The sequence below is a fragment of the Fictibacillus nanhaiensis genome, assembly GCF_036213205.1.
Lineage (GTDB): Bacteria > Bacillota > Bacilli > Bacillales > Fictibacillaceae > Fictibacillus > Fictibacillus nanhaiensis_E.
Map to the genome: position 1 here is coordinate 69,445 of NZ_JARMFC010000008.1, position 14,603 is coordinate 84,047.

A 14,603-nucleotide genomic window follows, 5' to 3' on the forward strand; every position below is an offset into this window, starting at 1 on the left:
TGTTTCAACAGAAAGCTTCCTATATACTACTGGTAATGACATACGTACCCGTAAGGAGCTTAACGTGATTCTAAAAGATAATCGACTTCCTTTATATTATCAGCTGATGGATCTATTGATTGGCAAAATTAAATCCGGCGAGTTTGCCGAAGAAGATCAGCTGCCTTCCGAAAGAGAGCTGTGCGAAACGTATCAAGTGAGCCGAACAACGGTAAGGCAAACCATACAAGAACTTGAAAAAGAGGGCTATATTTATAAGATCCATGGCAAAGGCACCTTTGTAGCCAAGAAAGTGCACAACCAGAGTTTAGTAAAAATTTATAGTTTTACAGAAGAGATGAAAAAGGTTGGGAAGACACCATCCATTCAGATCATTTCCTTTCAGAAGACGGTGTGCAGCAGTAAAGTTGCCCGAATCATGAATCTGTCTGTTGAGGACGAAGTGTACATCTTTAAAAGACTAAGGCTCGCCGATCAAGATCCGATGTTGATCGAAACCTCTTATCTTCCGGCCAGTCGCTTCAAGAACTTAAACAGCAAAGACCTCGAGAATACGTCTATGTATGAATGGTTCCGAAATGAGTACGACATGAATATTTCAAAAGCATCGGAAAGCTTTAAAGCGATTAGTGCGATGAAAGACGAAGCTGAGATATTGAACATTGAAGAAGGAACACCGTGTCTTCAATTAGAGCGGATCGCCTACGAACAATCAGAAATCATAGAATACACGGTTTCGGTTGCGAGAGGAGATAAGTTTACGTATACGGTGGAGTTGACTTGAAAATAAAGCTGATCTTAGCGGTTTCCTGGTAGGGAGATCGACGAGATCAGCTATTTTTGTCTTGTTTACCACTCTTGAAGGAGTAGTGGAGAGGCTCTGACAGCGGAATCTCACGACTTTGCTTGGTAATCTCACAAAATTGAGTAATATTCTCACGAAAAAGAGATATAATCTCACAAAAAATGAAATATACTCGCGAGTCGACACCCCTCGACAAAGAACACAGCATTACAAAATTTTTTTCTACTATATAGCTCTTTTCCTCTCCCTCTACACATCTATATGATGAGTCAATTAAAGAGAGGAAGAGAAAAATGAGAGCAGGGAACATCTATCAATTCAAAAACATGAGCAAATTTCAAACCGTAGGCGAATTCAACCAACATAAGGACATGTTCCTTCAGCAACATCCCGATCTATTCACGAGATCTGAATACATAGCGTTCGAAGTTTTGAGCCAGTACAGTGTTGTCGTGCCAGGTGTAGCTAACGCCAAGATTGCTACACTCGTCTCAGCGTGCTCCAAAAAACAAGGTGGCATTTCACGAGCAACCTTTATGAGAATGCTTAGAAAGGCGAAATCAACGGGCTTCTTAAAGGTCCACAACACATACAGAACAAGCGGTGGACTTGCTCACAATATTTTTGTTTTTTACCCAATTGAAGCACCATCTGAAACACAAATGATACATCGCGACACACAAGAAACTCCTTCTCAGAGTAAGGTTCAAACAACCAAAACAAAGCTTGAATCTTTAAATCTTCTATCAAATCTAGAAAACAAAGATCAAAACATACGTCAGGAAAAGAACGTTACCATCACAACTCCACCTATATCTAATAAGCATCAACTTCAAGACCTCGATTACACCTACGTACCCAATAGTGTCCCGCATGACTTTATCCAAACAGTAAAACCATTCTATGACAGAGCAACCGAGATATACACGTTCTGGCACAAAGCACATATTGCGTATAACAAATTCAACTTTCAAAAACCTCTTGAACACTTAACTTCTGTTGTTATTGATGCCTTCAAAACAACCGTATTACACTACAAACTAAAAAAGATAAAAACGAGTTTTATACAGTATTTTTACGGCGCCCTTAACGGTATGTTCGCAATGGAAAAAAGAAGAGAGCACATTAATAGATTGAGACCTAATTATAATTGGCTTGATGTCTAAATCTAACTAATTACTAAATACCGGAAATATTTATTTGAAAATAATAAAATAAATAGTAATATTAGTAAGTGGTAAAAAGGGAGGATAAAACATTACAGGTAAAAATATCATTCTAGAATAGAGTTATATTTTCTTATAAAAGTAATTTAGTAGTTGATTTTATTAGAAGTGGGAGACGTTTAATGAGTATTCAAAAATTAAAAGAATTAAAGACTACCATCATTATGGTAGTTATATGTACTTTAAGCTTTCAACCTATCGTGCCTGGTGTAGAAGCTTTTGCTGCTTCTATGGTTGATTCTGTACCTCCAGAAATAGAAAGTATTGAAGTAATGTCTCAAGACTTAAGTGTAGGGGAAACAGTTAAAATTAAGGCGCATCTTAAAGATAATCAATCAGGCGTTCAATATATTAATCTAGGATATCAACCTCAATCTAAAAATAAACTCCAAGGAATCTATTTGGTTTATAACGAAGTCGAAAAAGTTTGGGAAGGAGAATATACCGTTAAGCCGGATGATGAGAATGGAGTATGGAGTATTACTTGGATTGACCTAAGCGATAATGCGGGTAACAGGGTCTTGATTAACGGATATAACGGAACAACATTACCAGATAAAAATCTGACTAATTTTATTGTTGAAAATGAAAACGGAGATTCATTTCCACCTGAAATCACAAGTATAGAAGTTAGTCCAAAAACAGCAAAACCTGGGGAAAAGGTTACTGTAAAAGCGAAGATAAATGATAATCAATCAGGTGTGAAATATATTAATCTAGGATATCAACCTCAATCTAAAAATAAACTCCAAGGAATTGAATTGTTTTACAACAATGTTGAACAAGTGTGGGAAGGTGAATATACCGTTAAGCCGGATGATGAAAATGGAGTATGGAGTATTACGTGGATTGACTTAAGTGACAATGCGGGAAACAGGGTCTTAATTAACGGATATAACGGAACAACATTACCAGATAAAAATCTGACTAATTTTATTGTTGAAAATGAAAACGGAGATTCACTTCCACCTGAAATTACAAGTATGGAAGTTAGTCCAAAAACAGCAAAACCTGGGGAAAAGGTTACTGTAAAAGCAAAAATAAATGATAATCAATCAGGTATTCAATATATTAATCTAGGATATCAACCTCAATCTAAAAATAAACTTCAAGGAATTCAATTGTTTTACAACGATGTTGAACAAGTGTGGGAAGGTAACTATACTATTAAATCTGTTGATGAAGACGGTGTATGGAGCATCACGTGGATTGACTTGAGTGACAATGCAGGGAACAGGATATTGTTGAACGGATACAGCGGGACCACATTACCGGATAAGAATCATACAGATTTCACGGTAGATTCTCAACCCAAAGACACTACACCACCAGTAAGCCCAACAGTGGAGGATATTACCGATCAATCTACAACTATAAAAGGATCGGCTGAGCCTGGATCAACGGTATCTGTAAAGTCTGGAACGGAAGAGTTAGGTTCAGATATTACAGCGGAAGATGGAACTTTCACGATTAGCATTCCGCTGCAAAAAGCAGGAACAAACTTATCAATCGCAGCTACAGATAAAGCTGGTAATAGCAGTGCCCCGAAAAGTGTGACTGTTATAGATGTGACAAAGCCAGAAGCGCCTGTCGTTAACGAAGTAACGGATACGTCTACAAGCTTAACAGGAACAGCTGAAGCGCGATCAATGGTTTCCGTACAGTCAGGAACCGAAGAAATTGGTTCGGCAGTTGTTGGTCAAGATGGGAATTTTACTATATCTATTCCATATCAGTTAACGGGAACGGAATTGATAGTAGAAGTAAAAGATGAAGCAGGGAATGTGAGTGATGCCACAAAGATTGTGGTTATAGAAGACGAAAATTCTCTGTTAGAAAGTATAACGGTTAATAAAAACGAAGTAACCAAAGGTGAGACGGTACAAGTCAGTGTGAGAATGAAAGATCATACAGGTATTAGTTATCTTAATGCCTATTACAGTTCGCCTGTCACTAGTCAGAATTATACGGTCCGCTTAGATCACAATCCTTTAACAGGAAGCTATGAAGGTTCTTTTCCTATTAATAGTTACTTTGAAACAGGTACATATAAGTTAACCATGTTAAGTACGTATGGCACGTTAGGTATTCATAGTATTCACCAATACGAAGATCCTCTTCAATTTGAAAAAGGCGACATTGTTGTTAGCGGTACTGCGGGCATTAATGTCATTGAAAGTATTACGTTAGACAAAAAAGAAGTTGCTGCCGGTGAAACATTGGCAATCAAGGTGAAGACATCTCAAAAGCTAGATGTTCATTCCATGATTTTATATTATGACACGCCAGTTACACATAAAAATCACACCATTACTTTAACGTATAACCCGGAAACAGATGTTTATGAAGGGGTGGTTACAGCTCAAAGTAACTTTGACTCAGGCGTTTATCAAATGGACATGCTCAGTATGTATGGACCAGGTGTTACGAATACTTTATACAATTGGCAATATGGAAGTCTATTCGATACGGGAGACTTTACTGTAAGTGGAACGAGTGGAAAAGACGTTATCGAAAATATTAAAGTCATTAATAAAGAATTAACTGCCGGGGACACAATGAATGTTTCAGTGAATGTAACAGATCATACAGATATAAGATATATGAACCTGTATTATGAATCACCTGAGAATGGAAAAAACTTTACTGTAGGTCTTCATTATAATAGCGAGTCAAATGCGTTTGAAGGAAGTATGCCGATAGAAATGCACTCAGAAGGAACAAATTACAATGTATATATGATGACCATTTACTATACTTTCACTAATACGGCTGGGCTATATAATTCATACTATGGTGACCTCTTTCATTCAGGGGATTTCAAAGTATATACAGAAGAAAACCCTCCTACATTCACGAGTCTATCTATCGATAAGAAAGTGGCTGAAGCAGGAGACAAAATAGGAATTACAGTAGAAGCTGCTGATGATACTCATTTGCAGGAAGCCACTGTACACTATACTTCTCCAAAAAGTAAGGAAAAAACATCTATTGTTCTAAATTATGATTCTGCAAACGGTAAGTTTCTGGGTAATTTTATTGCCACTGAAACGACAGAAATTGGAAATTGGTTAGTAGATTCTATTGAAATAGTAGATACAAATCAAAATTCGACCATTATTGATGCTGATGCTTCAGATTTAAGCAATGGTACATTCACGATCAATGAAAAGGATGTACAAGCACCGAGTACACCAGAAGTGGATGAAGTGAATGACAAATCTGCTGCTGTATCAGGTAAAGCAGAGGCAGGCTCAACTGTTTCTGTAAAAGTAGGAACAGACGAGATAGGTTCAACAACTGCTGGAGAGGATGGAACTTTCGATATCACGATTCCAGTTCAAAAAGCAGGTACTAAGCTATCTGTCACAGCAACAGACAAAGCAGGAAACATTAGTGAAGCACAAGAGGTAGTTGTTAAAGATGCAACTAATCCGGAAAAGCCTGTTGTAAATGAAGTAACCGACAAATCTACTAGTGTTAAAGGAAAAGCAGAAGCAGGCTCAACTGTTTCAGTAAAAGTAGGAACAGACGAAATAGGGTCAACAAGTACTAAAGAAGATGAATCTTTCAACATCACGATTCCTCATCAAAAAGCCGGAACAAAGTTAATTGTCACAGCAACAGACAAAGCAGGAAACAAAAGTGAAGCGCGAGAGGTAGTTGTAAAGGATGCAACGAGTCCAGAAAAACCTGTTGTTGATGAAGTAACAGACAAAACAATAATTGTTACTGGAACTGCAGAAGTCGTCTCAACAGTTTCAATAAAAGTAGGAACAAAAGAAATAGATTCAACAAGTACGAAAGAAGACGGATCTTTCAACATCCAGATTCCAGTTCAAAAAGCAGGGACAAAACTATCTGTCACAGCAACAGACAAAGCAGGAAACAAAAGCGCAGCACAAGAGGTAGTTGTCAGTGATGCAACGAATCCAGAGAAACCAGTTGCGAATGAAGTTACCGACAAATCAACAAGTATTAAAGGAAATGCAGAAGTCGATTCAACCGTTTCTGTAAAAAAAGGAACATTTAAAATAGGTTCAACAATTGTTAAAGAAGACGGAACTTTCAGCATTGTAATTCCAGCGCAAAAAGCAGGAACAAAACTATCCGTTACTGCAACAGATAAAGCGGGAAACAAAAGTGAAGTACAAGAGGTAGTTGTTAAAGATGCAACGAATCCAGAGAAGCCAGTTGCGAATGAAGTAACCGACAAATCAACAAGTATTACAGGTAAAGCAGAAGCAAGCTCAACAGTTTCAATAAAACTAGGAACAAAAGAAATAGGTTCAACAAGTACTAAAGAAGATGGATCTTTCAACATCACAATCCCACTTCAAAAAGCCGGAACAAAGCTAACAGTCACAGCAACAGATATAGCAGGCAACAAAAGTGAAGCACAGGAGGTAGTTGTAAAGGATGCAACGAGTCCAGAAAAGCCAGTTGTGAATAAAGTGCCGGACAATTCTACAACTGTTACTGGAAATGCTGAAGCCGACTCAACAGTCTCAATAAAAGTAGGAACAAAAGAAATAGGTTCAACAACTGCGAAAGAAGACGGAACTATCAACATCACAATTCCACTTCAAAAAGCCGGAACAAAGTTAATTGTCCAAGCAACAGACAAAGCAGGAAACAAAAGTGAAGTGCAAGAGGTAGTTGTTAAAGATGCGACGAGTCCAGAAAAGCCAGTTGTAGATGAAATCACGGACAAAGCAATAACTGTTACTGGAACTGCTGAAGCCGATTCAACAGTTTCAATAAAAGTAGGAACACATGAAATTGGTTTAACAACTGGGAAAGAAGATGGAGCTTTTTACATCACAATCCCACTTCAAAAAGCCGGAACAAAGCTAACAGTCACTGCAACAGATAAAGCAGGAAACATTAGTGAAGCACAAGAGATAGTTGTTAAAGATGCAACAAGTCCACAAAAGCCAGTTGTGGATGAAGTCACGGACAAATTAACAATTGTTACAGGAAAAGCAGAAGCTGATTCTATTGTTTCAATAAAAGTAGGAACAAAAGAAATAGGTTCAACAAGTACTAAAGAAGACGGAACTTTCAGCATCACAATTCCACTTCAAAAAGCAGGAACAAAGTTAATTGTCACTGCAACAGACAAAGCAGGAAACAAAAGTGAAGCACAAGAGGTAGTTGTTAAAGATACAACTAACCCAGAAAAGCCTGTTGTAAATGATGTCACGGACAAATCTACTAGTGTTAAAGGAATAGCAGAAGCAGGCTCAACTGTTTCTGTAAAAGTAGGAACAGACGAAATAGGTTCGACAACTGCGAAAGAAGACGGAACTTTTAGCATTGCGATCCCGGTTCAAAAAGCCGGAACAAAGCTATCTATCACTGCAACAGACAAAGTGGGTAACAAAAGCGAAAAGTTAGAGGTAGTTGTAAAAGATGTGACGAGTCCAGAAACGCCTGTTTTAGAAAAATTAACAGACAAATCAACAACAATTATTGGAAAAGCAGAAGCTGGATCAAACATCATTGTTTATTCAGGTACAGTGGAGTTTGCGAAAACGATTGTTGGAGAAGATGGAAATTTCAACATCACGATACCACTTCAAAAAGCAGGAACGAAGTTAACCATCATAACAGTTGACCAAACAGGAAACAAAAGTGAACGTCTAGAGATCACGGTTAAAGATGCTATATCACCTGAAAAACCAACTGTTAACGAAATAACGAACAAGTCGACCAACATCAGCGGGACAGCTGAAGCAGGTTCTAATGTTTCTGTTCAAAGTGAAACGGGTGAGTTAGGATCGAGTACAGCTGCAGAAGATGGCAGCTTTATAATCACGATTCCTGTGCAAACGGCAGAGACGAAATTAATGATTCAAGCTACAGATACTGCTGGTAATCAGAGCACCGTACAAGAAATCATAGTCAAAAAAGCGTCTGAACCAATTGGTAAGTTTACGGACAGCAAAGGCCATTGGGCTGAAAATGAAATCAATAAATTGTATGACCTCGGATTAGTCAAAGGATATACAGATGGATCATTTGGTGTCGGTAATAAGATTACTAGAGGTGAAGTGGCATCGATTATTTCTAGGCATCTCAAACTAGCGGGAACACCTTCAACCTTTTCGGATGTTCCATCAAACTATTGGGCTGCTAACGCTATAGGTGCTATACAAGCGAATAACATAATGAGCGGGTATAACAATGGAACGTTTAAACCAAATGCACCTATTACAAGAGCGGAAATCGCATCAATTATTGAAAGAGCTTATGATTTAAAAGGTGAAAAGACAATAAGTTTTACTGATGTAAAAGCTACACATTGGGCATATAAACCAATCAGTGTCCTGGTTTATAACAATCTAACGAGTGGCTTTAGTGACAATACGTTCAGACCGAACGCTGAATTATCGAGAGCTGAATTTGCAGCATTCCTCTCAAGAATCATAAATCTAAATAAATAATAAAAAAATACCAGCTACCGTTGAAACGGTGCTGGTATTTTTTATTTCCACTTCTTCATCTTCTCTTTCAAAACATCACGTACTTCTTCAGCCTCCGTACGATCAATGCCTTCAAATTGGCCTTCGTGCTTTACGATGAAAAAGCTGTCACGAGGCTTTTTCTTGCCGTATGTAAGTTCATAACCGTTGTCAACGTTACACACGATTTTGAAGGGTGAACGGTAAAATGGCTGCATGTCGAGCGGGCCGTTTACAATTTCCTCAAATGTTTTTAAATTATTTTCAATAGACACGATGGATGGGCGTTGAGATGGCTCAACCATTAATACAGAAATCGTAGACAAAGACGTTTCCTCCTTAGTATATCCTACTATGTTCATGGTATCATATTCCCGTAAAATTGGTAATGGGTGTAAAATAACGATATATGTCGAAAAATTCCAAAAAATATCATTTTTTCAGAAAAACATTATGTTTCATAGTAACATAAAAAAATATAACTTTTAGCCAATTTTCATCAAAGTTCGACAAGGGATTATTACATTAAAAAAGTATAACAAAAAACCAGACCTTGTAAAGGTCTGGTTCATATTACCTATTATTTCAAATATTCATTTAAAAGTGTGTGTATTCTTTCTTGCTCAGCTTCATCCACAATTCCATAGTAAGTTCCACCGATCATCTCTCCAGAACTCTTAATTTCAGTAGACTCTATATTATGTCTTGCTCCTTTATAGTTCTTCTGAATATCCTTCATCTCTTGGAAAGTCATGTTCGTCTTTACATTATCGCCAAGGATTTCTAGAATGTTATCAAACTTTGTAATAGAAGAAACTCGTGCACCTTTATCAATAATAGAAGTAATGACTTGACGTTGACGATCATTACGACCGAGATCCCCCTTAGGATCTTGGTATCTCATACGAGAGTAAGCCAATGCTTTTTTTCCATCAAGTTCTTGCGGTCCAGCTGGGAAAGAGTACCCTTCATAGTCAAAAGCTCGAGGGTTATTTACTTCTACACCACCGACAGCATTCACTATGTCCTTAAACGATTCCATATTTACTTTCACATAATAATCAATGGATGTATCAAGGAAATTTTCTACTGTATCCATCGCCATTTGAGTTCCGCCAAAGGCGTAGGCATGATTGATTTTGTCGACTTTGTTCTTTCCTATTATATCTGTTCGGGTGTCACGAGGAATACTGAACATTAACATCTTTTTATCTTTTGGGTTAACTGTTATGGAGATAATTGTATCTGATCGTCCACTGTCACCACTGCGTTCATCTACGCCTAGAAGCAAGATTGAAATAGGTTTTAAATCCTCTTCTTTTCCTGCAACAATTGGTTTAGGCTTGTCCGTTTCTACTTTCTCGTGCATATCCGATACAGCATTTTTTGCGGAATCATATAAATAGTAGGCATATCCTCCTATGCTAATAGCTAAAACCACAAGAAGTATCACTAATATCTTTAAGAACTTTTTCATTGTTGTAATCTCTTCTTTCCATATAAAGTACATTTAATAAAAGGATTATACCACGCGTTTCCAGTTTTGAATAATCTTAATAAATAAATTAATTACAGAAACATTTTATTATGTTAGTATAATGTAAAAATAGTGCCAAGTTTTACAAAGTTTTATAAAAAAATTCCTAAAACGACATTTTTTTGTGCTATAATACAACGAACTTAAAAATAATAGAATACATAGATGGAGGCATTTATGGAAGAAACGATTTCTTTGAAAGACATCGCCCAAACTTTGCGCAAACGATTGAGCTTAATCATATTAATCACTTTGTTAGCAGTGGCAGCGAGCGGTATCATCTCTTATTTCATCCTAACACCTGTATATGAAGCATCTACTCAAATCCTAGTAAACCAAAAATCTACTGAACAACCTGTCCTAGACCCCAATCAAGTTCGTACAAACGTAGAGATGATCAACACATATAGCGTAATTATTAAGAGTCCTACAATCTTAGATAAAGTAGTAAAAGATTTAGATCTTAAGCAAACAACTGAAGAGTTAAATGAAGTAATTACAGTAAACAGTGAACAAAATGCTCAGGTGTTTAACTTAACTGTGCAGGATAAAGATCCAGCTCAAGCAGTTAAAATTGCAAATGCCATTTCAGATACTTTTAGTGATGAGATTCTAGATATTATGAATGTTGATAATGTTAAAGTACTGTCCCCAGCAGTCCTGAAAGACGATGCGAAACCGGTTAATCCTAAACCACTACTAAACATTGCGATTGCATTAGTAGTTGGGCTAATGGCAGGGGTAGGGATTGCATTCTTACAAGAGTACTTAGATAACACAATTAAAACTGAAGAAGACATTCAAAATGTACTAGGTTTACCTATTTTAGGCGCAATTCCTAAGATTTCAGTTGAAGATGAAAAGAAGCCTGTGATCAATAAAGCAGCAAGTAAACGGATGGGAAGTGAAACACTTGAGTCGTAAGTTTAGAAAGACTATTCAAGATCTAACCCAGCGTAGCTTAATCACGCATATTAATCCAAAATCACCAATTTCTGAACAATACAGAACAATAAGAACAAACATTCAGTTTGCATCAATTGACAAAGAGTTTAAGACATTAATGGTTACTTCATCGGGCCCTGGAGAAGGGAAGTCTACTACGGTTGCCAATCTTGCAGTCGTTCTAGCACAGCAAGGGAAACGGGTATTATTAATTGATGGAGATCTGCGTAAACCAACTGTGCATTACACGTTCAAAGTAAGTAACATTTATGGCGTAACGAATGTATTAACACGTCAAACGACATTAAAAGAAGCAGTAGTCTCAACGAAAATTCCTGATGTCGATGTGTTGCCAAGTGGACCGGTTCCACCTAATCCATCAGAATTAATAAACTCTAAATCTATGGATAATTTAATAGAAGAAGCAAGTACACTTTATGACTATGTATTATTTGACACTCCGCCTATTATGGCGGTAACAGATGGTCAACTGCTTGCTCATCGAGTGGATGGCGTGATTCTAGTGATCTCTAGTGGGAAAACAGAGATCGAAGCTGCAGTAAAGTCAAAAGAGTTGTTAGAAAATGCAAACGCTAAGATTTTAGGTACGGTGTTGAACGCCAAAGAAGTGAAGAAAGATAACTATTACTACTATTACGGAACAAATTAATAAATATCCAAGATGTTTCTTGTTTATTCGACAAAAAAACACCGTTGTCAGATCTTGTATCTATGGTAATATAACGATAGATTTCCGAATTTAAGCATATAGAACTAGATTCATAGTGAACTAGTTCTAAAGTTTGGAATTTTAGGCAGGGGAGAAGTCATGATTGATATACATAGTCATATTTTACCGGGGATCGATGACGGAGCACAGACATTAGAAGATGCACTATTGATGGCAGAAGCGGCTGTAAAGGAAGGAATTACACATCTTTACGCCACACCACATCACCGAAATGGTAGATTTGAGAACGAGAGAGTTTCTATCATTCAACATACTAATTCTTTTAATGAAGAACTACGTCAACGAAAAATACCACTTCAAATCATACCCGGACAAGAGATCCGACTATACAAAGAGTTAGTTGATGATCTTGAACGGGATGTACTTATTCCGTTGCACCATCAGTCGAAATATTTACTAATTGAATTTCCTTCAAGTAATGTACCAACCTACGCCGCTGAAATACTCTATGAACTTAGTTTAAGAAACTACACGCCGATTATCGTTCACCCTGAACGCAATAGTGAGATTATGGAGAATCCAGATCTTTTATATGATCTCATTATAGAAGGTGCACTTACCCAAATCACAGCCAACTCCATTAATGGAAGCTTTGGAAAGAAAATCATGAACTTTTCACATGATTTAGTAAAAGCGAACATGGCACACTTTATTGCTTCTGATGCACATAACGTATCAAGTCGCGGGTTTCATTTAAACAGAGCTTTCGAAACGATTCAAAAACAGTACGGAGTGGACGCACGTTATTATTTGCAAGAAAATGCGGAACTTGTCATGAAAGGTGAAAGTGTACTTATTGAACAACCTTCACATATTAAGAGGAAAAAGTTTTTAGGGATTTTTTAAAGGAGGATAACCTTTACAATGAAAAAAGTGCGTAAAGCAATTATACCGGCAGCAGGATTAGGGACCCGTTTTCTGCCGGCAACAAAAGCCATGCCAAAAGAGATGCTGCCAATTGTGGACAAACCAACAATACAGTATATCGTTGAAGAAGCTATTGAATCAGGCATCGAAGACATCATTATTGTAACAGGTAAAGGGAAACGGGCAATTGAAGATCATTTTGACCATGCCTTCGAGCTTGAACAGAACCTGTTTGAGAAGGGTAAATTTGACCTTTTAGAGAAAGTCAAACAGTCTTCAAAATTAGCTGATATACATTATATTCGTCAAAAAGAACCAAAAGGTTTGGGTCATGCAGTAAATTGCGCTAAGAAATTTATTGGAGATGAGCCTTTCGCCGTACTTCTTGGGGATGACATTGTTCAAGCTGAAACACCATGTTTAAAACAGTTAATAGAAAAGTACGAAGAAACGACTGCTTCGATTATTGGTGTTCAGAAAGTACCAGAAAATGACACGCACCGATACGGAATCATTGAACCATCAAGTAGCTTTAACAATTTATATGGCGTAAAGAACTTTGTTGAGAAGCCAAAACAAGGCACAGCGCCATCAAATTTAGCCATAATGGGACGTTATATTCTTACTCCAGAGATTTTCAACTTCTTAGATGAGCAGCAAGTTGGAGCTGGTGGAGAAATACAGCTTACAGACGCAATTCAAAATCTAAACCAATACCAAAGAGTGTTTGCATACGACTTTGAAGGCACTCGTTATGATGTTGGAGAAAAGCTTGGATTCATTATGACAACGATTGATTTTGCCTTAAAAGATAAAGAAATCACTAAGCAACTATTACCTGAGTTAGAAAACCTACTTGAACAATATAAGATAAAGAATTAATTACAACTAAGCAAGTTTGTTAAAGAAAACAGAACAATCGTTTAATTGTAGTTAAGAAATGGTGATGTCTCCTAACCTATATTAATGGAGATACTCGGCTATGCTGTGGGTGTCAAGCCACCTTAGCACTTGGTTGTCAATAGCGTAGTGTGAGGAAGGGTTAGATGCCCTATTTTACATATATTTTAAAGTTGAAATATAGGGGAGGGACGGAACAACATGGCAGAACCACAAGTGCAAACAATTGTTACTTCAAATTGTAATACCTTACTCAAAGAAGACCGTTTTTACGAAATGAGTAAGAGATTAATGGATATTATAGGTGCTTTAGCTGGAATTATTCTTTTATTACCCTTATTTATAATAGTTGCATTTTTAATAAAAAAAGAAGATTCAAACGGACCTATATTCTTTAAACAAATCCGTGTTGGAAAGAATGGTAAAAAATTTTATATGTACAAGTTCCGTTCCATGGTTAGTGATGCGGAAGAAAAATTGACAGAACTTCTTCAATTTAATGAGATTGAAGGAGCGATGTTTAAGATGAAAGAAGACCCCCGAATTACAAAAATTGGGAAGTTTATTAGAAAGACAAGCATTGATGAACTACCTCAATTATGGAACGTACTTCAAGGTGATATGAGCCTTGTAGGGCCACGGCCACCACTTCCACGTGAAGTGAAAGAATATAACTCTTATCATATTCAACGACTCCTTGTCACGCCTGGATGTACAGGCCTTTGGCAAGTAAGTGGGCGTAACCATATGAGCTTTGAAGAAATGGTAAATCTGGACATTCAATATATCTCCGAGCGGAGTGTATTTTTCGATATAAAGATTATTCTTCAAACCGTTAAAGTATTATTTGGATCAGATAACGCCTACTAAAAAAGAGTTGTATCGCAGATCTACTATAATAAAATATTATGTAGAAATTAATAAGATATTAAGACTCTTTCTTTGTTTAAATAAGTCTATAAGGAGCGAGCTTTGGTATGCTCGTTTTTTTATATGAAAATATTTGCAAGACTTTTAAAGCTATCAATCGGAGGTTTAAAAGGGGGTTTCTCCCTTTTAAACATAACAATTTATGCAGCTGTTAAGCTCTAAACTATATCAAGAA

At 37.0% G+C, this 14,603-nt stretch carries 10 protein-coding genes; 8 read left to right on the forward strand and 2 right to left on the reverse strand.

The window, feature by feature from the left end:
* Window positions 1–64 precede the first annotated feature (64 nt).
* The 3 genes from P4V41_RS10775 (at window position 65) to P4V41_RS10785 (ending at window position 8,480) form a co-directional block, all read left to right on the forward strand.
* On the forward strand, window positions 65–784 hold the full coding sequence (locus P4V41_RS10775) for a GntR family transcriptional regulator (RefSeq protein ID WP_328084878.1): 720 nt from the start codon (window positions 65–67) through the stop codon (window positions 782–784).
* Between the two features lie 314 nt (window positions 785–1,098).
* Complete coding sequence (locus P4V41_RS10780) at window positions 1,099–1,971, forward strand: hypothetical protein (RefSeq protein ID WP_328084879.1); 873 nt, start codon at window positions 1,099–1,101, stop codon at window positions 1,969–1,971.
* Between the two features lie 182 nt (window positions 1,972–2,153).
* The gene (locus P4V41_RS10785) at window positions 2,154–8,480 is read left to right on the forward strand and encodes an Ig-like domain-containing protein (protein ID WP_328084881.1); all 6,327 of its coding nucleotides are present in this window, start codon (window positions 2,154–2,156) and stop codon (window positions 8,478–8,480) included.
* Window positions 8,481–8,521: 41 nt separating this feature from the next.
* Here P4V41_RS10785 and P4V41_RS10790 read toward each other — a convergent pair whose 3' ends face one another.
* Together P4V41_RS10790 and P4V41_RS10795 are read right to left on the reverse strand one after the other, a co-directional pair.
* Window positions 8,522–8,824, reverse strand: a complete 303-nt coding sequence (locus P4V41_RS10790; protein WP_328084883.1) for a hypothetical protein — start codon at window positions 8,822–8,824, stop codon at window positions 8,522–8,524.
* Between the two features lie 254 nt (window positions 8,825–9,078).
* Window positions 9,079–9,975 (reverse strand): LCP family protein, encoded by an 897-nt coding sequence (locus P4V41_RS10795; protein ID WP_328084884.1) that lies wholly within the window; start codon window positions 9,973–9,975, stop codon window positions 9,079–9,081.
* A gap of 237 nt (window positions 9,976–10,212) precedes the next feature.
* On the opposite strand from P4V41_RS10795, the gene P4V41_RS10800 reads away from it, so the two are divergent.
* The 5 genes from P4V41_RS10800 to P4V41_RS10820 all read left to right on the forward strand — a co-directional run bounded on the left by P4V41_RS10800 (window position 10,213) and on the right by P4V41_RS10820 (window position 14,368).
* On the forward strand, window positions 10,213–10,959 hold the full coding sequence (locus tag P4V41_RS10800; protein ID WP_328084885.1) for a YveK family protein: 747 nt from the start codon (window positions 10,213–10,215) through the stop codon (window positions 10,957–10,959).
* Window positions 10,949–11,650 (forward strand): CpsD/CapB family tyrosine-protein kinase, encoded by a 702-nt coding sequence (locus tag P4V41_RS10805; protein WP_328084886.1) that lies wholly within the window; start codon window positions 10,949–10,951, stop codon window positions 11,648–11,650. The genes P4V41_RS10800 and P4V41_RS10805 overlap by 11 nt, the downstream gene beginning before the upstream one ends.
* A 159-nt stretch (window positions 11,651–11,809) precedes the next feature.
* Window positions 11,810–12,577, forward strand: coding sequence for a tyrosine-protein phosphatase (locus tag P4V41_RS10810; protein ID WP_328084887.1), 768 nt, complete (start codon window positions 11,810–11,812; stop codon window positions 12,575–12,577).
* An 18-nt stretch (window positions 12,578–12,595) separates the two neighbouring features.
* Window positions 12,596–13,480 (forward strand): UTP--glucose-1-phosphate uridylyltransferase GalU, encoded by an 885-nt coding sequence (gene galU, locus P4V41_RS10815; RefSeq protein WP_328084888.1) that lies wholly within the window; start codon window positions 12,596–12,598, stop codon window positions 13,478–13,480.
* Between the two features lie 219 nt (window positions 13,481–13,699).
* The gene (locus P4V41_RS10820) at window positions 13,700–14,368 is read left to right on the forward strand and encodes a sugar transferase (protein ID WP_328084889.1); all 669 of its coding nucleotides are present in this window, start codon (window positions 13,700–13,702) and stop codon (window positions 14,366–14,368) included.
* Window positions 14,369–14,603 lie beyond the last annotated feature (235 nt).

Excerpts from the sequence above, each read along its gene's own strand:
- P4V41_RS10810 (WP_328084887.1), top strand. The coding sequence starts at position 11,810 with ATGATTGATATACATAGTCATATTTTACCGGGGATCGATGACGGAGCA.
- P4V41_RS10800 (WP_328084885.1), top strand. The coding sequence starts at position 10,213 with ATGGAAGAAACGATTTCTTTGAAAGACATCGCCCAAACTTTGCGCAAA.
- P4V41_RS10820 (WP_328084889.1), top strand. The coding sequence starts at position 13,700 with ATGGCAGAACCACAAGTGCAAACAATTGTTACTTCAAATTGTAATACC.
- P4V41_RS10780 (WP_328084879.1), top strand. The coding sequence starts at position 1,099 with ATGAGAGCAGGGAACATCTATCAATTCAAAAACATGAGCAAATTTCAA.
- galU (WP_328084888.1), top strand. The coding sequence starts at position 12,596 with ATGAAAAAAGTGCGTAAAGCAATTATACCGGCAGCAGGATTAGGGACC.
- P4V41_RS10785 (WP_328084881.1), top strand. The coding sequence starts at position 2,154 with ATGAGTATTCAAAAATTAAAAGAATTAAAGACTACCATCATTATGGTA.
- P4V41_RS10795 (WP_328084884.1), bottom strand. The coding sequence starts at position 9,975 with ATGAAAAAGTTCTTAAAGATATTAGTGATACTTCTTGTGGTTTTAGCT.